The following is a 26,199-nucleotide window of genomic DNA, read 5'->3' as shown; positions in this document are numbered from 1 at the left end:
AGAGGCCCAACTCCGGTTCTGGCACGTCTGATTTGTGACGATTCTCCGACCGGAAGAAGAGCGCTTGCCGGGCCGGAGGAAGGAGCGGGCGCCGGACAACCGTAGGCCCGTCGGCACCGTCAGCCAATCTGGTTATCCACAGGCCATGTGGACGACCGCCCCGATGCTGTGGAGAACTCGGCGAAACCTGTGCACGACCCGGTGGAAAGCCCTGTGAACAAGCCCTCGATCTCCGGACCAACAAGCCGTTGACCTGCACTTTTATGATCCACCGGCTGTGCAGAGAAAAAACTTCCCCAGTCGGGCCAAGATCGCCTCGAACGGCACCCGAAAGGACACACCCTTCGACCGGAAGTAAGGATCACTTGCCAATTGCATCTCTTACCTGTGGACGATTACATTGATGCTCATGACACAGGCTCCAGAGATCCCCAAGGCCACCCGGCGCCGGCACGACCGCGAAATCGTCGCGCTGGCCGTCCCGGCCTTCGGCGCCCTGGTCGCCGAGCCTCTCTTCGTCATGGCGGACAGTGCGATCGTCGGCCACCTCGGGACCGCTCAACTCGCCGGTCTCGGTGTCGCCTCCGCGCTCCTGACCACCGCCGTGAGCGTCTTCGTCTTCCTCGCCTACGCCACCACCGCCGCGGTGGCCCGCCGCGTCGGTGCCGGTGATCTCCCGGCAGCCATCCGCCAGGGCATGGACGGCATCTGGCTGGCGCTGCTGCTCGGCCTTGCCGTCATCGCCGTCGTCCTCCCCCTGGCCTCCGGCATCGTGGACCTCTTCGGCGCCTCCACCACAGCGGCCCCCTACGCCACCACATATCTGCGTGTCTCTTCCCTGGGCATCCCGGCCATGCTCATCGTCCTGGCCGCGACCGGAGTACTGCGCGGTCTACAGAACACCAGGACCCCGCTCTACGTCGCCGTCGCCGGCTTCATCGCCAACGCCGCGCTCAACGCGGGACTGGTCTACGGCGCCGGGCTCGGCATCGCCGGTTCGGCCTGGGGCACGGTCATCGCCCAGTGCGGCATGGCCGCCGTCTATCTGACCGTCGTCGTCCGCGGAGCCCGCCGGCACGGTGCCTCCCTCCGGCCCGATGCCGCCGGTATCCGGGCCTCCGCCCAGGCCGGCGTTCCGCTCCTCGTCCGCACGCTCTCCCTGCGGGCGATTCTCATGATCGCCACAGCCGTCGCGGCACACCTCGGGGACGCCGACATCGCCGCGCACCAGATCGTCCTGTCCCTGTGGAGCCTGCTGGCCTTCGCGTTGGACGCGATCGCCATCGCGGGGCAGGCCATCATCGGCCGCTATCTCGGCGCGGACGACGCGCAGGGGGCTCGCCAGGCCTGTCGGCGCATGATCCAGTGGGGCATCGCGACCGGTGTCGTACTGGGCCTGCTCGTGGTGGCCGCACGACCGGCCTTCCTGCCGCTGTTCACCAGCGACACCGGAGTCAAGGACGCCGCGTTGCCGGCCCTGCTGCTCGTGGCGCTCTCACAGCCCGTCTGTGGGATCGTCTTCGTCCTGGACGGGGTCCTGATGGGCGCGGGTGACGGTCCCTATCTGGCCTGGGCCATGGTCGTCACCTTGGCGGTGTTCGCTCCGGTGGCCCTGCTCGTCCCCACTTTCGGCGGCGGGCTCACCGCGCTCTGGGCAGCGATGACGTTGATGATGACGATCCGCATGCTGACCCTGTGGCTGCGTACCCGCTCGGGACGCTGGCTCGTGACTGGCGCGGCCCGCTGACCGTTTCACGTGAAACATGCCCTCGGCCAGTGAAAAGGGGCCGCACCCTGAAGGTACGGCCCCTTTTCACTGGCTCAAGCGAGCACAGCGATCACGCGGCGATCAGGCCGCGACGACCTCGATGTTGACCTTGGCGGCAACCTCGGGGTGCAGACGCACGGACGTCTCGTGGGCGCCCAGGGTCTTGATCGGAGCGGTCAGCTCGATGCGGCGCTTGTCCACCTCGGGGCCACCGGAAGCCTTGATCGCGGACGCGATGTCGGCCGGGGTGACGGAACCGAAGAGACGGCCGGAGTCGCCGGAGCGGACGGCCAGACGGACCTTCACGCCTTCGAGCTGACCCTTGACCTGGTTGGCCTGCTCGATGGTCTGGATCTCGTGGATCTTGCGAGCACGACGGATCTGCTCGACGTCCTTCTCGCCACCCTTGGTCCAGCGGATAGCGAACTTCCGCGGGATCAGGTAGTTGCGAGCGTAACCGTCCTTGACGTCCACGACGTCGCCCGCGGCACCGAGGCCGGAGACCTCGTGGGTGAGGATGATCTTCATGAGTCGGTCACCCTTCCCTTAGCGCGCGGTGGACGTGTAGGGCAGCAGCGCCATCTCACGGCTGTTCTTCACGGCCGTGGCGACGTCACGCTGGTGCTGCGTGCAGTTGCCGGTCACGCGGCGGGCACGGATCTTGCCGCGGTCGGAAATGAACTTCCGCAGCATGTTCGTGTCCTTGTAGTCCACGTACGTGACCTTGTCCTTGCAGAAAGCGCAGACCTTCTTCTTAGGCTTGCGCACAGGCGGCTTCGCCATGGTGTTTCTCCTGTGTGATCAAGAAGTTGGGGTACGACCCACCCTTGGTCCGAGGACCTAGAAGGGGGGCTCGTCCGAGTAGCCGCCACCGCCGCCGGAGCCTCCGCCCCAGCCGCTGCCACCCTGGTTGCCACCGGCGGGAGCGCCGGTCGCCCACGGGTCCTCGGCCGGAGCGCCGCCGCCCTGCTGGCCGCCACCGGAGCCTCCGCCCCAGCCGCCGCCACCCTGGCCGCCACCGCCGCCGTAACCACCCTGGCCACCGCGAGCGCCACCGGCGGTCTTGGTGACCTTGGCCGTGGCGTTGCGCAGGCTGGGGCCGACTTCCTCGACGTCCAGCTCGTAGACCGTGCGCTTGACGCCCTCGCGGTCCTCGTAGGACCGCTGCTTCAGCCGGCCCTGCACGATGACGCGCATGCCTCGCTGGAGCGACTCGGCGACGTTCTCCGCCGCCTGACGCCAGACCGAGCAGGTCAGGAACAGGCTCTCGCCGTCCTTCCACTCGTTCGTCTGGCGGTCGAAGGTGCGGGGAGTGGACGCGACGCGGAACTTCGCGACCGCCGCACCGGACGGGGTGAAGCGCAGCTCGGGGTCGTCGACAAGATTGCCGATGACCGTGATGACGGTCTCGCCTGCCATGGGGGAACCTCTCGGCGGGTTTGCTGCTCTGGCTGCTTGGTTGCTACTCGAATCCCGAGATCAGCTGAGCGGAAGGGCTCAGTGGGTCTCGGGGCGGAGGACCTTGGTCCGGAGGATCGACTCGTTCAGGTTCATCTGGCGGTCGAGCTCCTTGACGACCGCAGGCTCGGCCTGCAGGTCGATGACCGAGTAGATGCCCTCGGGCTTCTTCTTGATCTCGTAGGCGAGACGACGACGGCCCCAGGTGTCGACCTTCTCAACCTTGCCGCCGCCGTCACGGACGACGGACAGGAAGTTCTCGATCAGCGGGGAGACAGCACGCTCCTCGAGATCGGGGTCGAGGATGACCATCACCTCGTAGTGACGCATGTGGAACCCACCTCCTTTGGACTCAGCGGCCACGGTCGTTCCGTGGCAGGAGGGTTGTGATGCGTACGCAACGGTATCCGCCGCCACTGACAATCGGGGTTCCCTCAGGGGAGCCGGGCAGTGTGACCTCATCAGGTCCGGGGCAGACACCAGTGCAGACGGTACAGACTACCCGCACACCCGCTTCCGGTTGAAATCCGGCCCCCGGAGCCGACAATCTGTACACATCGGGTGTGTGCGGCGCTACCATGCGCCGCTTTCCGCAGGAGGTGCCCATGGCACAGGCATTGCAGCCCAACACCGCCGGATCCCTCTTCGCCACGGACGGCAAGCGCCATCCGCTGCAGGACGCCCTGATGGCGGTGACGTTCGCCCTGGGCCTGCTGTCCTTCATCACGTGCTTCTTCCACAGCCTTCACCTGCTGAGCTCGTGGGCGGGCCTGGTGGCGCTGGCCACGGGGGTCTACGGACAGTGGGTCTCGGTGACCACGCGGCAGCGGTTCTTCCTGATCCTGGGTCTCGGTGCCGCGGGGGTCGGCTTCCTGATCGGCATGGCCCACGGCGGCCTCTTCGGTGGCCTCATCGGCTGACTTCGCCGGGGTCAAGACCCCTACGCCCAGTCGGGGCGCTCGGAAGGCGCAGTAGGCTTCGGCGCGAGAGCCGGAGCCCCTGTACCCATGGGGACACACCAGCCCGAGGAGCGCCCCGAATGAGCCTGACCCTGAGGACCATCAGTCGCGAGCAGCATCTGGCCTTCATCCAGAGCCTGCCGGCGGCGAGCCACATGCAGGTCCCGGCCTGGGCAGATGTGAAGGCGGAGTGGCGCTCGGAGAACCTCGGCTGGTTCGACAAGAGCGGCCAGCTGGTCGGCGTGGGCCTGGTCCTCTACCGCCAGCTGCCCAAGATCAAGCGCTACCTCGCCTACCTGCCCGAGGGCCCGGTCATCAACTGGTACGCGCCGAACCTGGACGACTGGATCCAGCCGATGCTGGCGCACCTGAAGCAGCAGGGCGCCTTCTCGGTGAAGATGGGCCCGCCGGTGATCATCCGCCGCTGGAACGCGGACACCATCAAGAGGGGCATCCAGGACCCGGACATCAAGCGGCTGCGCGACGTGGAGGCCGACTTCATCGAGCCGCGCGCCTTCGAGGTGGCCGACAAGCTGCGCCGCATGGGCTGGCAGCAGGGTGAGGACGGCGGCGCCGGCTTCGGCGACGTGCAGCCCCGCTACGTGTACCAGGTGCCGCTGGCGAACCGCTCCCTGGAAGAGGTCCACAAGAACTTCAACCAGCTGTGGCGCCGCAACATCAAGAAGGCCGAGAAGGCCGGCGTCGAGGTCGTCCAGGGCGGCTACCAGGACCTGGCCGAGTGGCAGCGGCTGTACGAGATCACGGCCGTCCGTGACCACTTCCGGCCCCGCCCGCTGTCGTACTTCCAGCGCATGTGGACGGCCCTCAACACCGAGGACCCCAACCGCATGCGGCTGTACTTCGCCCGCCACAACGGCGTGAACCTGTCCGCGGCGACGATGCTGATCGTCGGCGGCCACGTCTGGTACTCCTACGGGGCCTCCGACAACATCGGCCGCGAGGTCCGCCCGTCGAACGCGATGCAGTGGCGGATGCTGCGCGACGCCTACGCGCTGGGTGCCACCGTCTACGACCTGCGCGGCATCTCCGACTCGCTGGACGAGACCGACCACCTCTTCGGCCTGATCCAGTTCAAGGTCGGCACCGGCGGCCAGGCCGCCGAGTACCTCGGCGAGTGGGACTTCCCGCTGAACAAGCTGCTCCACAAGGCGCTCGACATCTACATGTCGCGCCGCTGAGCCGCGCGGGCGTTTGATTCCATAGCCTTCACAGCTCACACACCTCTGATCCACCGCAGCCACGAGAAAGGTTCCGGGTCCGGCCATGGCGCTCACGCTCTACGTCGACACCGCGCGCTGGCGTGCGCACCACAAGCACGTGCAGGAGCAGTTCCCGGGACTCGTCCCGGTCTGCAAGGGCAACGGCTACGGCTTCGGGCACGAACGGCTGTCGGAGGAGGCCACGCGGCTCGGTGCCGACCTGCTCGCCGTCGGCACGACGTACGAGGCCGCACGCATCAAGGACTTCTTCAGCGGTGATCTGCTGGTGCTGACGCCCTACCGGCGCGGCGAGGAGCCGGTCCCGCTGCCCGACCGGGTCGTCCGCTCGGTGTCGTCCATCGACGGCGTGTACGGCCTCGTGGGCGCCCGTGTCGTGATCGAGGTGATGTCCTCGATGAAGCGGCACGGCATCAGCGAGCACGACCTGCCGCAGCTGCACCAGGCCATAGAGAACGTCCGGCTGGAGGGCTTCGCCATCCACCTGCCGCTGGACCGCACCGACGGCTCGGACGCCGTCGAGGAGGTCATCGGCTGGATGGACCGGCTGCGCGCGGCTCGGCTGCCGCTGCACACGATGTTCGTCAGCCACCTCAGGGCGGACGATCTGGCCCGGCTCCAGCAGCAGTTCCCGCAGACCCGGTTCCGCGCGCGCATCGGCACGCGGCTGTGGCTGGGTGACCACGACGCCACGGAGTACCGCGGTGCCGTGCTGGACGTCACGCGCGTGGCGAAGGGCGACCGGTTCGGTTACCGGCAGCAGAAGGCGGCCTCGGACGGCTTCCTGGTGGTCGTGGCGGGCGGTACGTCGCACGGGGTGGGCCTGGAGGCCCCGAAGGCCCTGCACGGCGTCATGCCGCGCGCCAAGGGCGTCGCACGCGCCGGCCTCGCGACGGTCAACCGGAACCTTTCCCCGTTCGTCTGGGGCGGCAAGCAGCGCTGGTTCGCCGAGCCGCCGCACATGCAGGTGTCGATCCTGTTCGTGCCCTCGGACGCCCCCGAGCCCCAGGTCGGTGACGAGCTGGTGGCCCATCTGCGGCACACCACGACCCAGTTCGACCGCCTCGTGGACCGCTGAGTCCTGAGTCCGTCCGCGACAGCGAGAAGGCCGTACCCGGAGCGTCCGGGTGCGGCCTTCCGCGTGCACAGGCCACGGCGTGCCGGCCGGCCGGGGCTCGCACCGAAGCGGCGTCGCCATGTGTTCGCTCAGAGCGAACGGCCCTTGTGGGCGAGCTCCTCGGGCCGGCCCCAGTCCACCTGTGACCCCTCGACGTACGCGGCGTGCCGCGGCGGATGGGCCGCCGCACCGAGCACGAACGCGTCCTCCGCGCCGTCGAGCACACCGCCCGAGGGATCGTCGTCGCCGGACCGGCGCACCACGTCCCGCTCCGGCATCAGGATGTCCCGTACGACGACGGCGCACAGGTACAGCGTGCCCACCAGGTGCACCACGATCGCCCACTGGTAGCCCTGCGTCGGCAGACCCTTGTGGGCGTCTCCGCTGGTCGTGTAGGCGAGGTACATCCAGATGCCCAGGAAGTACGCCACCTCGCACGCCTGCCAGATGAGGAAGTCCCGCCACTTGGGCCGGGCGAGAACCGCCAGCGGCACCAGCCACAGGACGTACTGCGGGGAGTAGACCTTGTTGGTGAGGACGAAGGCGGCCACCATCAGGAAGGCCAGCTGGGCGAAACGCGGCCGGCGGGGGGCGGTGAAGGTCAGCGCGACGATGCCGAGGAAGCACAGCACCACCAGCACGATGGCCGCGTTGTTGACGAAGTTCGTGGTGGGCGGGTTGCTGGAGTTCTGCGCCCAGATCAGCCAGAAGGAGCCGAAGTCGACACCGCGCTCCTGGCTGAAGGTGTAGAACTTCGCCCAGCCCTCGCGGATGTGGAAGCCCGTCGCGTCGTGCGCGAGCATCACGGGCAGGTTCACCACGAGCCAGGCGGCCACCGCCCCGGCCACCGCCTTGAAGAACTCGCGCCACTTGCCGGCCCGCCAGCACAGGACCAGCAGGGGCCCGAGCAGCACGACCGGATACAGCTTGGCGGCCGTGGCGAGCCCCAGGAGGACACCGAAGGCGATGGCCCGGCCGCGTGCCCACATCAGCATCGCGGCGGCCGTCAGCGCCACCGCCAGCAGGTCCCAGTTGATGGTCGCGGTCAACGCGAAGGCGGGCGCCAGGGCCACCAGCAGACCGTCCCAGGGGCGTCGGCGGTGGGTGCGGGCCACACAGACGGCGATGACGGCGGCGCACACCATCAGCATCCCCGCGTTGACGAACCAGTACCACTGCTCCTGGTGCTGGATGCTGCCGCTGTGCGGCGTCAGCCAGGAGGCCACCTCCATGAACACACCGGTCAGCACCGGGTATTCGAGGTAGTCCATGTCGCCGGGAAGCTTGTCGAAGTACGGCACGAGGTGATCGGCGAACCCGCGGCCCTGGTACAGGTGCGGGATGTCCGAGTAGCAGGCATGCGTGTACTGGCTGCTCGCACCGAAGAACCAGGCGCTGTCATAGCAGGGCGCCTTCTGGACGAGACCGAGGGCGAACATACCGATCGCCACGAGCGCGACGACCCGTACGGGGGTCCACCAGGAACCTCCGAGCAGGGCGTGACGCCCCAGGGGACCGCCGATCAGCTCACTGCCGGCGGCGGCGACCCCGTCCTCCCTGGTCGGCTGCACCGGTTCTGCCACGGCATGCCCCGCGGGCTCGGGCTCGGGCATGCTCGCGGGCGTCATCTCTGCACTGGGCATGGGGCACATCCTGCCGTACCCGCCTGGGAAAAAGCCGGGGGCCGCCGCACCTGGTAGGTGCGGCGGCCCCCGTTTCACGTGAAACACCCCTGGCGGGCGATATGGTCGCCAACCGGTCGGATCACCGGGCTAGCCCGTCTGGCCGCCGAAGAAGCCTCCGTTGCCGTTTCCTCGGGTGTTGCCTGTCCCGGTGGTGTCCGTGACCGTCGGTGTCGGTGTCGTGCCTCCGCCTCCGTCGACACCGCCTGTGTCCACGCCTCCGGTGTCGTTGCCGTTGCCGTTGCCGTTCCCATTGCCGTTCCCGTTGCAGTTCGGGTCCCAGGCGCCGAACTGGCAGGACTCGCTCGCCGAGGGAGAGGGCGTGGTGGTCGTCTTGCTCGGCGACGGGCTCGGCGTTGCGCTCGGCGTCTGGCTCGGCGTGATCGTGACACTCGGGGTCGGGGAGGGGGCGCCCGCCTCGTTCTGCACCGTTCCGATCTCGGGAGCGTCCGGGAAGCCCAGGTCGTTCGTTCCCTTGAGGGCGTCCTGCATGTACTCGGTCCACACGAGTGTCGGGATGTCACCACCGTGGATCGAGTCCACACCGGCCGTGCCGTTCATGGACAGCAGCTTGTGGTCCTTGGGGTTCTCACGGAACATCGCGACGGAGGTCGACAGCTGCTGGGTGTAGCCGACGAACCAGGCCGACTTGTTCTCGTCGGTGGTACCGGTCTTGCCCGCCGCCGTACGACCGAGGGCCCTGGCCTTCTGGCCCGTACCGTTCTGGATCACGTTCTCCAGGACGTTCGTCACGTTGTTGGCGATGTCCGCTTCCAGTGCCTGCTTGGGAGCGGGCTTCGGCTTGACGAAGCTGGGCGCGTCCGCGCCGTTGACCTTGACGGCGGTCACGGAGTACGGGTCCGCCTGCTTGCCCGAGGCGGCGAACGTCGCATAGGCGTCGGCCATACGAATCGCGCTGGGCGTCGACGTACCGATGGCGAAGGACGGGTTGAGGTTCTGCGACATGCTCTGGTCGAGGATGCCGGCCGTCTTGGCCACGTCCCGGACGTGTGTCATTCCCACGTCGACACCGAGCTGGACGAACGGCGTGTTGATGGACTGCTCCATCGCCTTGCGCAGGGTGATGTAGCCCCAGGGCTTGGGACCCTCGTTGTTCTGGTAGAAGGGCGTGTTGTCCTTGTTGAGGTAGTACGACCCATCCGGCTTGTAGACCTTGAGATGGTCGTTGCCGTTGTACTTGCTCAGCGGGGAAACGCCCTGACCGTCGGACTTGTACGTGCCGTACTGCATGGCGGCGGCGAGTACGAACGGCTTCCAGGTCGAACCCACGGGGACGCCGGAGGTGTCGGCGTTGTTGGTGAAGTGCCCGTTCTCGTAGCCGTCGCCGCCGTACAGCGCGACGATCCTTCCGTCCGCAGGCTTCACCGAGGCCGCACCGAACTGGACGTACTTGTCCAGGTCCCGGTGCTTGGGGTCGAGGCGCTCCTTCTGGACGCTCTTGACGGCCTTGGACAGCGCGTTGACCTTCTTCTTGTCGAAGGTCGTGTAGATCTGGTACCCGCCCTTGTCGAACTGCGCCTCCGTGATGTCGGAGTGGGCGAGCACGTACTTCTTCGCCGTGTCGGCCAGGTAGCTGATCTGCCCCGTCATCCCCTTGGTGGCCTTGCGGCCGTCGGGCTGCGGGTACTTCTTGATCGCCTTCTGGTAATCGACGTCGCTGAGGTGCTTGTCCTTGTGCATCTCGCCGAGGATCCAGGCCCAGCGGTCCTCGGAACGCTTCTGGTTGGCCTGGGGCGTCGCCGACTTGTCCAGGTCCTGGTTTCCGGCGGGGTCGTAGTACGTCGGGCCCTTGAGCAGCGCCGCCAGGACGGCGCACTCGCTCGGCTTGAGGTCGACCGCGTTCTTGCCGTAGTAGGTCTGCGCCGCCGCCTGGATGCCGTACGCGCCCCGCCCGAAGTACGAGGTGTTCAGGTAGCCCTGCAGGATGTCGTTCTTCCCGAGCTTCGCGCCCACCTTGATGGAGATGAACATCTCCTTGAACTTGCGGGTGAGCGTCTGGTCCTGGCTCAGGTAGGTGTTCTTCACGTACTGCTGGGTGATCGTCGAGCCACCCTGCGTCTGACCGCCCCGTGCCATGTTGGCCACGGCGCGCGCGATGCCCATGGGGTCCACGCCGGAGTCCTGGTAGAAGGACTTGTTCTCGGCGGAGATCACGGCGTACCGCATCGCCTCGGGGATCTGGTCGATGTTGACGTTCTGCCGGTTCACCCCGGTGCCCGTGGCCACCATCTGGGTGTTGTCGGCCCAGTAGTAGACGTTGTTCTGCGACTTGGCCGCGTCGTTCTCGTTCGGGATCGAGACCATCGCGTAGCCGACGCCGACCATCACCACCAGGCTGCCGACGAAGCCGATGAACAGCCCGCTGACCAGCTTCCACGACGGTACCCAGCGTCCCCAGCCGTCCTTGCCGGCCCTGGGGTAGTCGATGAACCGCTTCTTGCCGGGGGCCGTCGTCGCGCGGCCCCGCCCGCGCCCGGGACCGGTCGGCCCGGAAGGGCCGGACGGGCCGCCGCGCCGGCCACCGGGGGGCGGATTGTCGGCGGTTCTGCGTCGGCCGCCCTTCTGCGCGGCACGGCGGGCCTCGGCACGGCCGCCATAGGGACGATCCTCGCCTCCCGGACCAGTGGCCTCCGACCCATAGGAAGGGGACCCATAGGAGTCGGAAGGAGACTCGGTGGCGCCTCGCGGTGCCGCACGGCGGCCGGAGGACGGGCCGGACTGGCCGCGTCGGGCCTCGGCACGTCCGCCTCCCTGCGGCTGCGGCGGTTTGCGACGGTGCTCGCTCATCGAACGATTACTCCTCGGGCAGGCGCACCCGTGCGCGCCTGGAACGGCGGCTGGTTTCCGGTCCCCCCGAAGTACGGATGTGGTCGGTCCTGCATTCACCCGTACTGCACCAGGGACGACGACGCTCCCCGGGCATCACGCGGTTCCCGGTGGTGTGCATGCCGCACAGACTACGCACCACCAAAACCCGCCGAGCTACGAAGTTCACCCCAAAACAGGCAAGTTGCCTCCTGCGAATCGGTGATGTGATCCCGTTCACCATCACACCTCTTGTCGCTTGCGGTAGGCCGTTCTATCGTGCTGATGTATCGAGTCGATACATCAGCACGAGATAAAGACGCTGACAGACACTGCGAGACCTGCGGGAACGGCCTGCGGGACCGGGAGGAGGCGACGATGAGCCGGCGCTCCGGCATCCTTGAGTTCGCCGTGCTCGGCCTGCTCCGTGAGTCCCCGATGCACGGCTACGAGCTGCGCAAGCGACTCAACACGTCACTCGGTGTGTTCCGTGCGTTCAGCTACGGCACGCTGTACCCCTGCCTCAAGACGCTGCTCGCCAACGGCTGGCTGATCGAGGAGCCCGGAAACACCCACGACGACGCCCTCGCCGCCCCGCTCGCCGGACGCCGCGCCAAGATCGTTTACCGGCTGACCGCGGAAGGCAAGGAGCACTTCGAGGAACTGCTCTCGCAGACCGGCCCCGACGCGTACGAGGACGAACACTTCGCCGCACGGTTCGCCTTCTTCGGGCAGACCTCGCGCGATGTTCGCATGCGCGTCCTGGAGGGCCGGCGCAGCCGCCTGGAGGAGCGCCTGGAGAAGATGCGCGCCTCCCTGGCGCGCACCCGGGAGCGCCTCGACGACTACACACTTGAGCTCCAGCGCCACGGGATGGAGTCCGTGGAGCGCGAAGTGCGCTGGCTGAACGAGCTCATCGAGAGCGAGCGGGCCGGTCGGGACCTGAAGGGTTCCGCATCCGGGGGGTCCGCTCAGCAGGACACCACCAATGGATCGACGGGCGGCCTGCCCCGTCCCGGGGACACCCCCCGGACGGATACGCCCGGCGACACCGCCACGTGAGACCCAGTCAGGGCCTCACTCGTACACACAGGGAGCAACCGGAATGGGTTCGGTTCGCGTAGCCATCGTCGGCGTGGGCAACTGCGCCGCGTCGCTGGTGCAGGGAGTCGAGTACTACAAGGACGCCGACCCGGCGTCCAAGGTCCCCGGCCTGATGCACGTGCAGTTCGGTGACTACCACGTGCGCGACGTGGAGTTCGTCGCCGCGTTCGACGTCGACGCCAAGAAGGTCGGTCTCGACCTCGCCGACGCCATCGGCGCCTCCGAGAACAACACCATCAAGATCTGCGACGTGCCCAACACCGGTGTCACCGTCCAGCGCGGCCACACCCTCGACGGCCTCGGCAAGTACTACCGCGCCACCATCGAGGAGTCCGCCGAGGAGCCGGTCGACGTCGTCCAGATCCTCAAGGACAAGCAGGTCGACGTCCTGGTCTGCTACCTGCCCGTCGGCTCCGAGGACGCGGCGAAGTTCTACGCCCAGTGCGCCCTCGACGCCAAGGTCGCCTTCGTCAACGCCCTCCCGGTCTTCATCGCCGGCACCAAGGAGTGGGCGGACAAGTTCACCGAGGCCGGTGTGCCGATCGTCGGTGACGACATCAAGTCCCAGGTCGGCGCCACCATCACGCACCGCGTCATGGCGAAGCTGTTCGAGGACCGCGGTGTCATCCTGGACCGCACGATGCAGCTGAACGTCGGCGGCAACATGGACTTCAAGAACATGCTTGAGCGTGAGCGCCTTGAGTCCAAGAAGATCTCCAAGACGCAGGCCGTCACCTCCCAGATCCCCGACCGGGACCTCGGCGAGAAGAACGTCCACATCGGCCCGTCCGACTACGTGGCCTGGCTGGACGACCGCAAGTGGGCCTACGTCCGCCTTGAGGGCCGTGCCTTCGGTGACGTCCCGCTGAACCTGGAGTACAAGCTGGAGGTCTGGGACTCCCCGAACTCCGCGGGTGTCATCATCGACGCCCTGCGCGCCGCGAAGATCGCCAAGGACCGCGGCATCGGCGGCCCGATCCTGTCGGCGTCCTCGTACTTCATGAAGTCCCCGCCGGTCCAGTACTTCGACGACGTGGCCCGCGAGAACGTCGAGAAGTTCATCCGCGGTGAGGTCGAGCGCTAAGACGCTCGCACGCGAACGCTCCTGCCAGGGCGGTGAAGGTCCCCGGGTTCCGCGACCCGGGGACCTTCCGCATGTGTGAGGGTGTGATCCATGCCCGTCGTCCGTGACCTGCGCGTCCTGCTGCGCCTGAGGAACTTCCGGCGCCTGCTGTCCGTCCGCCTGCTGTCCCAGGGGGCCGACGGCGTGTACCAGGTCGCACTCGCCGCGTACGTCGTCTTCTCCCCGGAGAAGCAGACCTCGGCCACCGCGATCGCCTCGGCGATGGCGGTCCTGCTTCTCCCTTACTCCCTGGTGGGCCCCTTCGCCGGGGTCCTGCTGGACCGCTGGCGCCGCCGGCAGGTCTTCGTGTACGGCAATCTGCTGCGCGCCCTGCTGGCCGCGGCCACCGCCGCCCTGATGATCGGCAACGCCCCCGACTGGCTCTTCTACGCCTCCGCGCTGTGCGTCACCGCGGTCAACCGCTTCGTCCTCGCCGGGCTGTCGGCCGCCCTGCCCCGGGTGGTCGACGCCGAACGCCTGGTGCTGGCCAACTCGCTCTCCCCGACCGTCGGCACCCTCGCCGCGACCGCCGGCGGCGGGCTGGCCTTCGGCATACGGATCGTGGCCTCCGGCTCCGACGCGGTCGTGGTCCTGTCGGGCGCCCTCCTGTACGGCTGCGCGAGCCTCGCCTCGCTGAGCCTGGCACCCGGCCTCCTCGGCCCCGACCGGCACCCGGCCCGCCCCCGTCTGACCACGGTGCTCGCCGAGACGGCACGCGAGCTGCTCGCCGCCGTCCGGCACCTGGCGGCGCCGCAGCGCAGGGAGGCGGCCTCGGCGCTGGCCGCGATGACGCTGATGCGCTTCTGCTACGGCGCACTGCTCGTCCTGCTGCTCATGCTCTGCCGCTACGCCCTCGCCGATACACCCGAGGAAGGGCTGCGGCTGCTGGGCGTGGCGCTGGCGCTGTCCGGCGCGGGATTCTTCGCGGCGGCGGTGGTGACGCCCTGGGCGGTTGGCCGGCTCGGTCCCGGCCGCTGGATCGTGGTGTGTTCCGCGGCGGCCCTGGTGCTGGAACCGGCCCTGGGCCTTCCGTTCGCCACCGGTCCGCTCATGGTCGCGGCATTCGTCCTGGGCCTGATCACCCAGGGCGCCAAGATCGCCACGGACACCCTCGTCCAGGCCCGCGTGGAGGACGGCTTCCGCGGCCGGATCTTCTCCGTGTACGACGTGCTCTTCAATGTCGCGTTCGTCGGCGCGGCCGGGGTGGCGGCGGTGATGCTCCCTCCGGACGGCCGTTCGGCGGTGCTCGTGGTGGTCGTCGCCGTCGTCTACGGCGTGATCGCCGCCGGACTGACTCGCTCCCTGCGCCGGCAGGACGTCCCGTACCGGTAAGACAGCGGGAGGGGCGATGTTTCACGTGAAACGTCGCCCCTCGGTTCCGTCGTTCCGGACGGCTGTTTCACGTGAAACATCGCCCGGGACTCACTCAGTCCTGTGCGGCCCACCACTCCTTGAGAGCCGCGACCGCGGCATCGTGCTCCATCGGTCCGTTCTCCAGGCGCAGCTCCAGCATGTGCTTGTACGCCTGACCGATGGCCGGACCAGGGCCGACACCGAGGATCTCCATGATCTGGTTGCCGTCCAGGTCGGGACGGATCGCGTCCAGCTCCTCCTGCTCCTGGAGCTGGGCGATGCGCTCCTCCAGACCGTCGTAGGCCCGGGACAGCGCGGCCGCCTTCCGCTTGTTGCGCGTGGTGCAGTCGGAGCGGGTCAGCTTGTGCAGGCGGTCCAGCAGCGGGCCGGCGTCACGCACATACCGGCGGACCGCCGAGTCCGTCCACTCCCCGGTGCCGTAGCCATGGAAGCGCAGATGGAGCTCGACCAGCCGCGAGACATCCTTCACCAGCTCGTTGGAGTACTTCAGCGCGGTCATGCGCTTCTTGGTCATCTTGGCGCCGACCACCTCGTGGTGGTGGAAGGAGACCCGGCCGTCCTTCTCGAACCGGCGGGTGCGCGGCTTGCCGATGTCGTGCAGGAGCGCGGCCAGGCGGAGAGTGAGGTCCGGGCCGTCCTGCTCCAGCTCGATCGCCTGCTCCAGGACGATCAGCGTGTGCTCGTAGACGTCCTTGTGCCGGTGGTGCTCGTCGCTCTCCAGGCGCAGCGCCGGCAGCTCGGGCAGCACATGCCCGGCGAGCCCGGTGTCGACGAGCAGCGTCAGGCCCTTGCGCGGGTGTGCGGAGAGGATGAGCTTGTTCAGCTCGTCCCGGACCCGCTCCGCCGAGACGATGTCGAGGCGCCCGGCCATCTCCGTCATGGCGGTGACGACCTCGGGGGCGACCGTGAAGTCCAGCTGGGCGGCGAACCGGGCGGCTCGCATCATGCGCAGGGGGTCGTCCGAGAACGACGCCTCGGGCGTGCCCGGTGTGCGCAGCACGCGTGCCGCGAGGTCCTCCAGACCCCCGTGCGGGTCGATGAACTCCTTCTCCGGCAGTGCCACGGCCATCGCGTTGACCGTGAAGTCGCGGCGGACCAGGTCCTCCTCGATGGAGTCGCCGTAGGACACCTCCGGCTTGCGGGAGGTGCGGTCGTACGCCTCCGACCGGTAGGTGGTGATCTCGATCTGGTAGCCGTCCTTGTGCGCGCCGACCGTGCCGAAGGCGATTCCCACCTCCCAGACGGCGTCCGCCCATGGCCGGACGATCTTCAGTACGTCCTCGGGGCGGGCGTCGGTGGTGAAGTCCAGGTCGTTGCCGAGCCGGCCGAGCAGCGCGTCGCGGACCGATCCGCCGACGAGGGCGAGCGAGAAGCCGGCCTGCTGGAAGCGGCGGGCGAGATCGTCGGCGACGGGGGCCACCCGCAGCAGCTCGGCGACCGCGCGCTGCTGCGCCTGACTCAGGGCGGAGGGAGTGTCTTCGTTGGGGTTCGGCACAACAGAAGAGGGTACGTGCCCCGCGCGGCCGAGGGCGCCCCCATTGAGCGGTGCGAACACCTCCCGGCATACCCGCTGCAAGCACTGCTCTTGCGGCGTAAGGGCGCTCTCCCCTCGATACTGGATATAGAGGACGGGCCACGGCTGTCCTTCGATCTTGTGGCGGAGACCGCGGCACTTCCGTTCAGCGCGCATCGTTACCATGCGTGGACGCACATTCCGACGACCACTGACGACGACGAGGGACGGGCGAGCGCGTGGCCGAGGCGGCTGACTTCCAGAGGACCAGTGCCTCACCTGCCCGCCGGTGGCTGCGGCGCGCCGGAGCACTGCTCTGTGGGGCGCCACTGCTGGCCGGCCTGCTCCAGCTGCCCGCGGCCGGGCCCGCCCAGGCCGCCTCCTCCGACACGGTGTCCGTCTCCCTGGACTCGCTCAGCCCCAATGCCCCCACGGACGGCGACACGCTGACCGTGTCCGGCACGGTGACCAACAACGGCAAGCAGACCGTCACCGACGCCCATGTGGGGCTGCGGGTGGGCCCCCCGCTGACCACGCGCTCGGCCATCGACTCCGTCGCCCGGCACTCCGACGAGACGCAGGGCAGCACCGGCACCGACGTCGGTGACAAGTACGAGGAGAACTTCGACAAGCTGCCCCCGGGCGTCGCCGAGCACTTCACCATCTCCGTCCCGGTGGACAAGCTCGACCTCGGTGACGACGGGGTCTACGAGTTCGGGGTCGCGCTCTCCGGTCAGACCTCCGCCCAGCCCTGGGACCAGGTGCTCGGCATCCAGCGGACCTTCCTGCCGTGGCAGTCGTCGGACGCCGACACCAGGACGAAGACGACGTTCCTGTGGCCGCTGATCTCCACGGTCCACATGACCGCCAAGACAGGCGCGGGCGAAGCGCAGACGCCGGAGTTCCTCGACGACGACCTGGCCAAGGAGCTGGGCCCCGGCGGCCGGCTGACCCGCATGGTGGAGCTGGGCAAGGACCTGGACGTCACCTGGGTGATCGACCCGGACCTGCTGGCCTCGGTCGACGCCATGGCCGCCGGCAACTACCGGCTCCAGGACCCCGACGGCACCAGCACGCCCGGCTCACGGGAGAACCAGGCGGCCGCCAAGCAGTGGCTGGCCGGCCTGCAGAAGGCGGTGGCCGGCAAGGAGGTCGTCGCGCTGCCGTTCGGTGATCCCGACCTGGCGTCCCTGGCGCACCGCGGTACCAGCGTCACCGGCTCGCTCAGCCACCTCAAGGACGCCAGCGACGTCGCCGCGATCACCGTCAAGACGGTGCTCCACGTCACGCCGAGCACCGATTTCGCCTGGCCGGTGGACGGCGCCGTGGACCCGTCGATCATGAAGGTCGCGACCTCCGCCGGCGCCGACCGGGTGATCGCCCGCAGCGACAGCCTCCAGGAGACCGCCGGGCTGACGTACACGCCGTCCGCCGCCCGCCCGGTCGGCGGCGGCACCACGGCGGTGGTCGCCGACGCCCGGCTGTCCACGGCGTTCGAGGACGACCTGACGAAGGCGGGCTCGGCCACCCTGGCCGTCCAGCGGTTCCTGGCCCAGAGCCTGGAGCTGAACGCGCAGACGGACAAGCAGCGCAGCATCGTCGTCGCCCCGCAGCGCATGCCCACGGCGAGCCAGGCGCAGGCGATGGCGACGGCGCTGAAGGCGCTCCAGGGCGGCACCTGGTCCCAGCCGCAGGACCTCACCGCCACGGCCAAGGACAAGCCCGACCCGGGCGCCACCACGCGCATCCCTTCGCGGTCCGCCTACCCCTCCTCGCTGCGCCGCCAGGAGCTGCGGGGGACGGCCTTCCAGCAGATCGCCCGCACCCAGGACAAGCTCGACCGGTTCCGGGTGGTCCTCACCAACCAGTCCCGCGTGGTCACGCCGTTCGGCCGGGCCATAAACCGCGAGATGTCGGCGTCCTGGCGCGGCCGCAGCGATGCGGCGGACGGTTACCGCGACGGCGTGGAGGACTGGGTCGACGACCTGGCCGAGCAGGTCAAGCTGATCGACAAGTCGGAGACCAAGCTCTCGGGCCGCAGTGCCACCATCCCGGTGACCGTCCAGAACAACCTCGTCCAGCCCGTCGGCCACCTGGTGCTGCGCCTCACCTCGACCCAGCCGACCCGTCTGGAGATCGGCGGCAAGGCCTACGACGAGCAGCCCGTGGAGATCTCCGGCGGGCACAGCCAGTCGGTGAAGTTCACCACCTCGGCCAACGCCAACGGCCGGGTGACGGTCCTCGCCCAGCTGTTCACCGAGGACGGCCAGCCCTACGGCGACGCCGTCAGCTTCGATGTGAAGGTCACCGAGGTCACGCCCACCGTGATGCTGGTCATCGGCGGTGGCGTCCTGCTCCTGGTGCTCGCCGGATTCCGGATGTACACCCAGCGCAAGCGCGCCGCCGCCCGGCAGGCCGAGGAGGACGGCCCCGGCCCGGCGGAGGAGGGCGCTGACGAGCCCGGGAACCCCGAGGCACCCGGGGACCGTCTCACCGGAGAGTCCGGCTCCGCCTCCGGAGCAGACGACCCGGAGCACCCGAGTGACCCTGCGCCGGACACCGCACCGGAAAGCGCCGACCCGTCCGGGACGGGTGAGAGAGTGGACCGTTGAGCGATGTCGTGGCCGGTGGGCCCGGGACGATGAGGTGGGGTAAGCATGAACGCGCCGTACGACGGTGACCGCGGTCAGGGCGCGGCCGGCTCGGGCTACCCCGAGCCGCCGCCCGAGCCCGGCCAGGTGCCGCCGCAGCACGCGGCGGACATGTATCTCCAGGACGCCTACGAGCAGGACCCCTACCGGGCGCACGACCTGTCCGCCCAGGACCCGGTCGCCGAGGCGCTGTACGACCGCGCCGCGCACCCGCCGCCTCCCCCGGGGCCGTATGACCAGCAGCAGCCGCTGTACGCCCCGCCGGCCCAGTCGCCCTACGCCCCCGACCCGAACGTGTGGGCGCAGACCCCGGCGCCGGAGCCGGGGAGCGCCACCCAGTACCTGCCCTACGGCGAAGACCCGCGCACGACCCAGTTCGTCGGCGTGGACGACCTGGTCTCGCACTCCGGCGAGGAGTACCACGAGCCGGACGCCTTCGCGCATCTCTTCAAGGACCAGCAGCAGGGCGGCGGGCACGCGCCCATGGATCCCCCGGCCGTCCCCGGGCCGGCCGCCGCGCCCGGCGCCGGCGTCGGTCCCGGCCAGTACCCCCAGCAGCACGGTCGGAGCCCGCAGCAGGGCCACCCGTACGCCGGGACCGGATACCCGGCGCAGTCCGCGGTGCCCGCACCGGCCGGCGCTCCGGACCCCGCCGGTCCGGCCGCGGCCGTCGAACCGGACGCCTCCGCCGCCGCTGCCGCTCCCGCCAAGAAGGGCGGGCGGGCCACCGGGCTGCTGAAGTCCAGCGCGGTCATGGCGGCGGGCACGATGGTCTCCCGCCTCACCGGCTTCGTCCGCTCCGCGCTGATCGCCGCCGCGCTGGGCCTGGGCTTCCTCGCCGACTCCTTCCAGGTGGCCTACCAGCTGCCGACCATGATCTACATCCTCACCGTCGGCGGCGGCCTGAACTCCGTGTTCGTGCCGCAGTTGGTGCGCTCCATGAAGGAGGACGAGGACGGCGGCGAAGCCTTCGCCAACCGGCTGCTGACCCTCGTCATGGTGGCCCTGGCCGCGCTGACCGGGCTCGCGATGCTCGGCGCGCCCCTGCTGGTGCGGGCGCTGGCCAACCCCGTGGCCAACAATCCGGCCGCGAACGAGGTCGCGGTCACCTTCACCCGGTACTTCCTGCCCTCGATCTTCTTCATGGGCGTCCACGTGGTGATGGGTCAGATCCTGAACGCGCGCGGCAAGTTCGGCGCGATGATGTGGACCCCGGTCCTGAACAACATCGTCATCATCGTGACGCTCGGCATGTTCATCTGGGTCTACGGCACCGCCTCGAACTCGCACATGAAGGTCGAGACCATCCCGCCGGAGGGCCAGCGCCTGCTCGGTGTCGGTGTGCTGCTCGGCCTGGTCGTCCAGGCGCTGGCGATGATCCCCTACCTGCGCGAGACCGGCTTCCGGATCAGGCTGCGCTTCGACTGGCGGGGCCACGGTCTGGGCAAGGCCGCGATGCTCGCCAAGTGGACGGTGCTGTTCGTCCTCGCCAACCAGGCGGGCGCCCTGGTGGTGACCCAGCTGTCCATCGCCGCGGGCAAGGACTCCGGCGTCGCGGGCACCAGCTTCGCCGCCTACGCCAATGCCCAGCTGATCTGGGGTCTGCCGCAGGCCATCATCACCGTTTCCCTGATGGCCGCCCTGCTGCCGCGGATCTCCCGCTCGGCCTCGGAGGGGGACTCGGGAGCCGTCCGTGACGACATCTCGCAGGGCCTGCGCACCACCGCGGTCGCCATCGTGCCCATCGCCTTCGGGTTCATCTCGCTCGGTATCCCGATGTGCACCCTGGTCTTCGGCTCCGCCGGCACCGGCTCGGCCACCAACATGGGCTACATGCTGATGGCCTTCGCCCTAGGCCTGATCCCGTACTCCGTGCAGTACGTCGTGCTGCGTGCCTTCTACGCCTACGAGGACACCCGCACGCCGTTCTACAACACGGTCATCGTGGCCGCGGTCAACGCGGGTGCCGCGGCGCTGTGCTACTTCCTGCTGCCGGCGCGCTGGGCGGTCGTCGGCATGGCCGCCGCCTACGGTCTCGCCTACGCCATCGGTGTGGGTGTCGCCTGGCGCCGGCTGCGCAAGCGGCTCGGCGGTGACCTGGACGGGTCCCGGGTGCTGCGGACGTACGCGCGGCTGGGGATCGCCTCGGTGCCGGCGGCCCTGCTGAGCGGCGCGGCCTGCTACGGCATCGGGCACACCCTCGGCCAGGGCGTGATCGGCTCGTTCGCCGCGCTGGTCGTCGGCGGTGTGGTCCTGTTCGGCGTCTTCTTCGTCGCCGCGCGCAGGATGCGCATCGAGGAACTCAACTCGCTCGTCGGCATGGTGCGCGGGCGCCTGGGTCGGTGAGGCGGGGGTAGCCGCACAACCATCGTCCGCCGCCGCGTGTCGTGCATAGCGGCGGACTGTGGGCACAATTGGTTTCGGCGTCGGACAGCGTGCAACGGATGGGGAGGCAGGGACGACGGTGGCGGAACGGAGCACGGCTGCCGTCGACGTGGCAGACAACAGCGGTGAGCAACCGCTGACCGCGAAGGCGGACCAGTCCACGGCCGACGGGGTGGCCAAGAACCCGGAGCGGGACACGGACAGCGACGAGGCACAGGGGAGCGGCGGATCCGAGGGTCCCGGACGGAAGGCATCGCCTCCCGAACTGCACAGCGGTCACAAGCTCGCCAGACGCTACCGGCTGGAGGAGTGCGTCACCCGTCTGGACGGATTCAGCAGTTGGCGTGCGGTCGACGAGAAACTCCGTCGTGCCGTCGGCGTGCATGTACTGCCCGCGGACCACGCCAGGGCCCGTTCCGTCCTCGCCGCCGCTCGTTCCTCCGCCCTGCTCGGTGATCCACGCTTCGTCCAGGTCCTCGACGCCGTCGAGGAGAACGACCTCGTCTACGTCGTCCACGAGTGGCTGCCCGACGCCACCGAGCTGTCCACGCTCCTCGCCGGCGGCCCGCTGGAGCCGCACGACGCCTACCAGATGGTCAGTCAGGTCGCCTCGGCCATGGCGGCCGCGCACCGGGAGGGTCTCGCCCATCTGCGGCTGAACCCGAACGCCGTACTGCGCGCCTCCACCGGCCAGTGGCGCATCCGGGGCCTGGCGGTGAACGCGGCACTGCGGGGCATCAGCTCCGACACCCCGCAGCGCACCGACACCGAGGCGATCGGCGCCCTGCTGTACGCGGCGCTGACCCAGCGCTGGCCCTACGAGAGCGACGCCTACGGCCTGTCCGGCCTCCCCAAGGACATCGGTCTCATCGCCCCGGACCAGGTGCGGGCCGGTGTGCACCGCGGCCTGTCCGAGCTGACCATGCGCGCCCTCGTCAACGACGGGGCCACGGCGTCCCGGCACGAGGCGCCGTGCACCACGCCGGAGGAGCTGGTGAAGGCGATCGGCGAGATGCCCCGCATCCGCCCGCCCGAGCCGGCGTTCACGGCGCCGCCGGAGTACCAGCGCACGACCTACCAACAGGGCACCTACGGCCGCCCGCCGTTGCACCCCGGTGCCACCCAGCCGATCGCGGCCCCGCCGCCCCCGCTCCAGAGCCGCACCGGCAAGGCCCTGAAGTGGGCGGTGTCGGCCCTGCTGATCGCCGCCCTCGGCCTGGGCAGCTGGCAGCTGGCGGACGCCCTGATGGACCGGGGCGAGAAGTCCGACGACACCCACAAGACCCAGACGACGGACGGCGGCGACAAGAACGTCGTGAAGCCGAAGCCCACCCCGATAAAGATCCAGAACGGCCAGGAGTTCGTCGCCAAGGGCGACCCCCAGAACTCCGGCGCCGAATCGAAGACCTACGACGGCGACGCATCGACGTACTGGAAGACCAAGAGCTACAACGAGGGTCCGACGTTCGCGCCGTACAAGCCGGGCGTCGGCATCGTGTACGACCTCGGCTCGGCGAAGCAGCTCAGCACCGCCGCCCTCGGTCTCCGCTACGGCGGTGACCACACGACGGTCGAGCTGTACGCTGCGGACTCGCTGACGCCGGCGTCGCTGGACTCCATGACGAAGATCGGCAGCGTCACGACCACGGGCACCACCGCCACGGTGAAGGTGACCAAGCCGGTCAAGACGCAGTACGTCCTCGTCTGGCTGACGGCCGTGCCGAACTCGGGGTACGACTCGACGCTGTACGCCAGTGCCGGTTACAAGCAGGCCATCGGCGAAGTGAAGTTCACGGGCTGACGTCTCACCCGGACCGGAGGGGGCAGATGGCGGAGGGCGCCGGATACGACGGAGTGGGCGATAGCGACCTGCTCGCCCGTCACGTGGAAGGCGACCCCGAAGCCTTCGGTGAGATCGTGCGGCGGCACCGGGACCGGCTCTGGGCGGTCGCCCTGCGGACGCTGGGGGACCGCGAGGAGGCCGCTGACGCGGTGCAGGACGCCCTGGTGTCGGCCTATCGGGCCGCCCACACCTTCCGGGGCCAGTCGGCCGTCACGACCTGGTTGCACCGGATCACGGTCAACGCCTGCCTGGACCGGGCGCGCAAGGCGGCCTCGCGCAAGACGGCTCCGGTCGACGACACCGAGCGGCTGGAGCAGCTGCTGGAGCCGCACGAGTCCGCCTCGGCACCGGCCGAGCGGAAAGACGTGCACCGCCAGCTCCTCGAAGCGCTCGGCACCCTTCCGCAGGAGCAGCGGGCCGCCCTGATCCTGGTGGACATGCAGGGCTATCCCGTGGCGGAGGCCGCACGGATCCTGGACGTGCCGACGGGCACGGTGAAGAGCCGATGCGCCCGGGGCAGGGCCAGACTGCTCCCCCTGCTCACGCACCTACGGCCCGGAGGCACCGCAGACCCCGGAGCGGGCGGTACCAGAAGCCCGAAAGAAGGCGGCCCGGGACGGAACCGGGGACAGCGGCCATCCGTCCCACCGGCAACGGGATCCCCGAGTGGGCACCCCCAGGACGCGGGACCGAGCGATTCAGCCGTAGTGAAGGGCGGAGGTGGGCGAGCGTGACTTCCAGGACGGACACGGCCGGGCACCCGGACGTCGCCGAGATCTCCGACCTCACCGAAGGCCTGCTGCCGCCGGACCGCGGCACGGACGTGCGGCGCCACCTGGACGCGTGTGAGGCGTGCGCGGACGTGTACGTCTCGCTGGAGGAGATCCGGGGTCTGCTGGGCTCCGTGCCGGCGGCGGAGCGGATGCCGGACGATGTGGCCGCGCGGATCGACGCCGCCCTTGCCGCCGAGGCACTACCGGCCGTCGGCGACGAGGACACCGCGGACCATGTTTCACGTGAAACATCGACCTCCGCCGACCGCCCCGCAGGCCGTCCGCGTGCGACGACCGGACCGGGCCGCAAGGACAAGCGGGGCCGGCGCCGCGGCCGGCTCGTGCTGGGTGCCGTTCTCACGGCCGCGGTCCTGGGCGCCGGAAGCCTGGTCCTGGCCTCGCTCGGTGACAGCGGTGATCACACGACGGCCCACGGGACGCCGACCGGCCCCGCCGAGACCTTCTCGGGTGACAGCGTGCAGCACCAGGTGAAGACTCTCCTCACCACGGAGAAGGGCTTGCAGCGGGGCAGCGAGAGGCCCCGGCTGAACTCCGACGGCGGCTCCGGCACCCCCGGCTCGACCGAGGGCCCGAACACCTTGATCCAGACCGCGGTTCCGGTTCCCGACTGCGTCCGGCAGGCGCTCCGGCAGAGCGCCGACGTCCTGGGCGCCAAGACGGGAACGTACGCGGGGAAGGCCGCCTACCTCGTCGTCGTGGCCGACGCCGAGGACAGCAAGCGGGTCACCGCATACGTGGTCGAGGCGGGCTGCGTACACCAGCAGACGGCGTCGGCCGGGACGGTTCTGCTGAAGCAGTCCGTCGCGCGTCCCTGACACCGGCTGGAACACTCCTTCGGCCGTCCCCGGGCATGCGTGTGCCCGGACACACCGGGAATGCGCGCCCCGTAGGATCCGTTGGGTGGGGTGAGAGTCCCGAAAGGGACTCGCATCCGGTCGACTGACGCAGACCAGAGACGAGGAATCAAGCCGTGAGCGACGTCCGTAACGTGATCATCATCGGCTCCGGGCCCGCAGGCTACACGGCGGCGCTGTACACCGCCCGTGCATCGCTGAAGCCCCTGGTGTTCGAAGGCGCCGTCACCGCGGGTGGTGCGCTCATGAACACCACCGAGGTGGAGAACTTCCCGGGCTTCCGCGACGGCATCATGGGCCCCGACCTCATGGACAACATGCGCGCCCAGGCCGAACGCTTCGGTGCCGAGCTGGTTCCGGATGACATCGTCTCCGTCGACCTGACCGGTGAGATCAAGACCGTCACCGACACCGCGGGCACGGTCCACCGGGCGAAGGCCGTCATCGTCACCACGGGCTCCCAGCACCGCAAGCTGGGCCTGCCGAACGAGGACGCGCTCTCCGGCCGCGGTGTCTCCTGGTGCGCCACCTGTGACGGCTTCTTCTTCAAGGAGCATGACATCGCCGTGATCGGCGGTGGCGACACCGCGATGGAGGAGGCCACCTTCCTCTCGCGGTTCGCCAAGTCCGTGACGGTCGTCCACCGCCGGGACACCCTGCGCGCCTCCAAGGCGATGCAGGAGCGCGCGTTCGGCGACCCGAAGATCAAGTTCGTCTGGGACAGCGAGGTCGCCGAAATCCGGGGGGACCAGAAGCTCACCGGCCTGAAGCTGCGCAACCTCAAGACCGGCGAGCTGTCCGAGCTGCCCGTGACGGGCCTGTTCATCGCGATCGGCCACGACCCGCGCACCGAGCTGTTCAAGGGCCAGCTGGACCTGGACGAGGAGGGCTACCTGAAGGTCGCCGCCCCCTCCACCCGCACCAACGTGACCGGTGTCTTCGCCGCCGGTGACGTGGTCGACCACACCTACCGCCAAGCGATCACCGCGGCCGGCACCGGCTGCTCCGCCGCCCTGGACGCCGAGCGCTACCTCGCCGCCCTCGCCGACGAGGAGCAGGCGGAACCCGAGAAGACCGCAGTCTGACCTTCCCCTCTCCCCGCCCCACCGCACGACCAAGGTAAGGAGCCCACCGTGGCCGGCAACCTGAAGATTGTTACCGACGACTCCTTCGACCAGGAAGTCCTCAAGAACGACAAGCCCGTCCTCGTGGACTTCTGGGCAGCGTGGTGCGGCCCGTGCCGCCAGATCGCTCCGTCCCTGGAGGCGATCGCTGCCGAGCACGGCGACAAGATCGAGATCGTGAAGATCAACATTGATGAGAACCCCGGCACGGCGGCCAAGTACGGCGTCATGTCGATCCCGACCCTGAACGTCTACCAGGGCGGCGAGGTCACCAAGACCATCGTCGGCGCCAAGCCCAAGGCCGCGCTCCTGCGCGACCTCGAAGAGTTCATCGCCGAGTGACGTTTCACGTGAAACACGAATGGGCCAACCTCCTCGGGTTGGCC

Annotated in this window: 21 protein-coding genes; 14 read left to right on the top strand and 7 right to left on the bottom strand. The window is 69.2% G+C overall.

What is annotated here, in order from left to right; all coding sequences use genetic code 11:
* The first annotated feature begins 409 nt into the window (after positions 1 to 409).
* On the top strand, positions 410 to 1,747 hold the full coding sequence (locus IG05_RS0120040) for an MATE family efflux transporter (RefSeq protein WP_030344403.1): 1,338 nt from the start codon (positions 410 to 412) through the stop codon (positions 1,745 to 1,747).
* A 102-nt stretch (positions 1,748 to 1,849) separates the two neighbouring features.
* On the opposite strand, the gene rplI is transcribed toward IG05_RS0120040, so the two are convergent.
* The 4 genes from rplI to rpsF form a co-directional block, all read right to left on the bottom strand.
* A complete protein-coding gene (rplI, locus tag IG05_RS0120035; protein ID WP_030344398.1) occupies positions 1,850 to 2,296 on the bottom strand; it encodes a 50S ribosomal protein L9 in 447 nt (148 codons plus the stop codon).
* Positions 2,297 to 2,314: 18 nt separating this feature from the next.
* Positions 2,315 to 2,551: a 30S ribosomal protein S18 gene (gene rpsR, locus IG05_RS0120030; protein WP_003949403.1), complete on the bottom strand. Its 237-nt coding sequence runs from the start codon at positions 2,549 to 2,551 to the stop codon at positions 2,315 to 2,317.
* 57 nt (positions 2,552 to 2,608) lie between these two features.
* Positions 2,609 to 3,187: a single-stranded DNA-binding protein gene (locus IG05_RS0120025; RefSeq protein WP_030344397.1), complete on the bottom strand. Its 579-nt coding sequence runs from the start codon at positions 3,185 to 3,187 to the stop codon at positions 2,609 to 2,611.
* 78 nt (positions 3,188 to 3,265) lie between these two features.
* Positions 3,266 to 3,556 (bottom strand): 30S ribosomal protein S6, encoded by a 291-nt coding sequence (rpsF, locus tag IG05_RS0120020; protein WP_030344396.1) that lies wholly within the window; start codon positions 3,554 to 3,556, stop codon positions 3,266 to 3,268.
* A 275-nt stretch (positions 3,557 to 3,831) separates the two neighbouring features.
* Between rpsF and IG05_RS0120015 the strand changes: the two genes are divergently transcribed.
* The 3 genes from IG05_RS0120015 to IG05_RS0120005 all read left to right on the top strand — a co-directional run bounded on the left by IG05_RS0120015 (position 3,832) and on the right by IG05_RS0120005 (position 6,501).
* Complete coding sequence (locus tag IG05_RS0120015; protein ID WP_030344395.1) at positions 3,832 to 4,146, top strand: hypothetical protein; 315 nt, start codon at positions 3,832 to 3,834, stop codon at positions 4,144 to 4,146.
* Between the two features lie 119 nt (positions 4,147 to 4,265).
* Entirely contained in the window at positions 4,266 to 5,384 is a 1,119-nt protein-coding gene (locus IG05_RS0120010) for a lipid II:glycine glycyltransferase FemX (RefSeq protein ID WP_030344394.1), read from the top strand.
* Positions 5,385 to 5,469: 85 nt separating this feature from the next.
* Positions 5,470 to 6,501 (top strand): alanine racemase, encoded by a 1,032-nt coding sequence (locus IG05_RS0120005; protein WP_030344393.1) that lies wholly within the window; start codon positions 5,470 to 5,472, stop codon positions 6,499 to 6,501.
* 128 nt (positions 6,502 to 6,629) lie between these two features.
* Here the strand turns inward: IG05_RS0120005 and IG05_RS0120000 are convergent, their stop codons facing one another.
* Positions 6,630 to 8,183 carry a glycosyltransferase family 87 protein gene (locus IG05_RS0120000; protein ID WP_199808350.1) on the bottom strand — a complete coding sequence of 518 codons (1,554 nt, stop codon included), beginning with the start codon at positions 8,181 to 8,183 and terminating at the stop codon, positions 6,630 to 6,632.
* Positions 8,184 to 8,312: 129 nt separating this feature from the next.
* Positions 8,313 to 11,030 carry a transglycosylase domain-containing protein gene (locus tag IG05_RS0119995; RefSeq protein ID WP_199808349.1) on the bottom strand — a complete coding sequence of 906 codons (2,718 nt, stop codon included), beginning with the start codon at positions 11,028 to 11,030 and terminating at the stop codon, positions 8,313 to 8,315.
* Between the two features lie 396 nt (positions 11,031 to 11,426).
* Between IG05_RS0119995 and IG05_RS0119990 the strand changes: the two genes are divergently transcribed.
* The 3 genes from IG05_RS0119990 (at position 11,427) to IG05_RS0119980 (ending at position 14,607) form a co-directional block, all read left to right on the top strand.
* A complete protein-coding gene (locus IG05_RS0119990) occupies positions 11,427 to 12,110 on the top strand; it encodes a PadR family transcriptional regulator (protein ID WP_030344390.1) in 684 nt (227 codons plus the stop codon).
* Positions 12,111 to 12,153: 43 nt separating this feature from the next.
* The gene (locus IG05_RS0119985; RefSeq protein ID WP_030344389.1) at positions 12,154 to 13,236 is read left to right on the top strand and encodes an inositol-3-phosphate synthase; all 1,083 of its coding nucleotides are present in this window, start codon (positions 12,154 to 12,156) and stop codon (positions 13,234 to 13,236) included.
* Positions 13,237 to 13,326: 90 nt separating this feature from the next.
* A complete protein-coding gene (locus tag IG05_RS0119980; RefSeq protein WP_030344388.1) occupies positions 13,327 to 14,607 on the top strand; it encodes an MFS transporter in 1,281 nt (426 codons plus the stop codon).
* A gap of 94 nt (positions 14,608 to 14,701) precedes the next feature.
* On the opposite strand, the gene IG05_RS0119975 is transcribed toward IG05_RS0119980, so the two are convergent.
* Positions 14,702 to 16,144, bottom strand: coding sequence for a CCA tRNA nucleotidyltransferase (locus IG05_RS0119975; RefSeq protein ID WP_030344386.1), 1,443 nt, complete (start codon positions 16,142 to 16,144; stop codon positions 14,702 to 14,704).
* A gap of 257 nt (positions 16,145 to 16,401) precedes the next feature.
* Between IG05_RS0119975 and IG05_RS0119970 the strand changes: the two genes are divergently transcribed.
* From IG05_RS0119970 to trxA, 7 genes are all read left to right on the top strand, one after another.
* Positions 16,402 to 18,774 carry a DUF6049 family protein gene (locus tag IG05_RS0119970; protein ID WP_030344384.1) on the top strand — a complete coding sequence of 791 codons (2,373 nt, stop codon included), beginning with the start codon at positions 16,402 to 16,404 and terminating at the stop codon, positions 18,772 to 18,774.
* Positions 18,775 to 18,819: 45 nt separating this feature from the next.
* Entirely contained in the window at positions 18,820 to 21,159 is a 2,340-nt protein-coding gene (gene murJ, locus IG05_RS0119965; RefSeq protein ID WP_030344382.1) for a murein biosynthesis integral membrane protein MurJ, read from the top strand.
* A 118-nt stretch (positions 21,160 to 21,277) separates the two neighbouring features.
* The gene (locus tag IG05_RS0119960) at positions 21,278 to 22,999 is read left to right on the top strand and encodes a protein kinase family protein (protein WP_030344380.1); all 1,722 of its coding nucleotides are present in this window, start codon (positions 21,278 to 21,280) and stop codon (positions 22,997 to 22,999) included.
* 26 nt (positions 23,000 to 23,025) lie between these two features.
* Positions 23,026 to 23,775 carry an RNA polymerase sigma factor SigM gene (gene sigM / locus IG05_RS0119955; RefSeq protein ID WP_030344379.1) on the top strand — a complete coding sequence of 250 codons (750 nt, stop codon included), beginning with the start codon at positions 23,026 to 23,028 and terminating at the stop codon, positions 23,773 to 23,775.
* Entirely contained in the window at positions 23,772 to 24,650 is an 879-nt protein-coding gene (locus IG05_RS0119950; RefSeq protein ID WP_030344377.1) for a membrane protein, read from the top strand. The genes sigM and IG05_RS0119950 overlap by 4 nt, the downstream gene beginning before the upstream one ends.
* A 155-nt stretch (positions 24,651 to 24,805) precedes the next feature.
* The gene (trxB, locus tag IG05_RS0119945; RefSeq protein ID WP_030344376.1) at positions 24,806 to 25,774 is read left to right on the top strand and encodes a thioredoxin-disulfide reductase; all 969 of its coding nucleotides are present in this window, start codon (positions 24,806 to 24,808) and stop codon (positions 25,772 to 25,774) included.
* A 48-nt stretch (positions 25,775 to 25,822) separates the two neighbouring features.
* On the top strand, positions 25,823 to 26,155 hold the full coding sequence (gene trxA, locus IG05_RS0119940) for a thioredoxin (RefSeq protein WP_030344374.1): 333 nt from the start codon (positions 25,823 to 25,825) through the stop codon (positions 26,153 to 26,155).
* Positions 26,156 to 26,199 lie beyond the last annotated feature (44 nt).

Origin of the sequence: Streptomyces sp. NRRL S-1022 (assembly GCF_000720135.1) — a bacterium.
Lineage (GTDB): Bacteria > Actinomycetota > Actinomycetes > Streptomycetales > Streptomycetaceae > Streptomyces.
The sequence above is the reverse complement of the archived record's forward strand: the minus strand, read 5'-3'. Positions and strand labels throughout refer to the sequence as shown.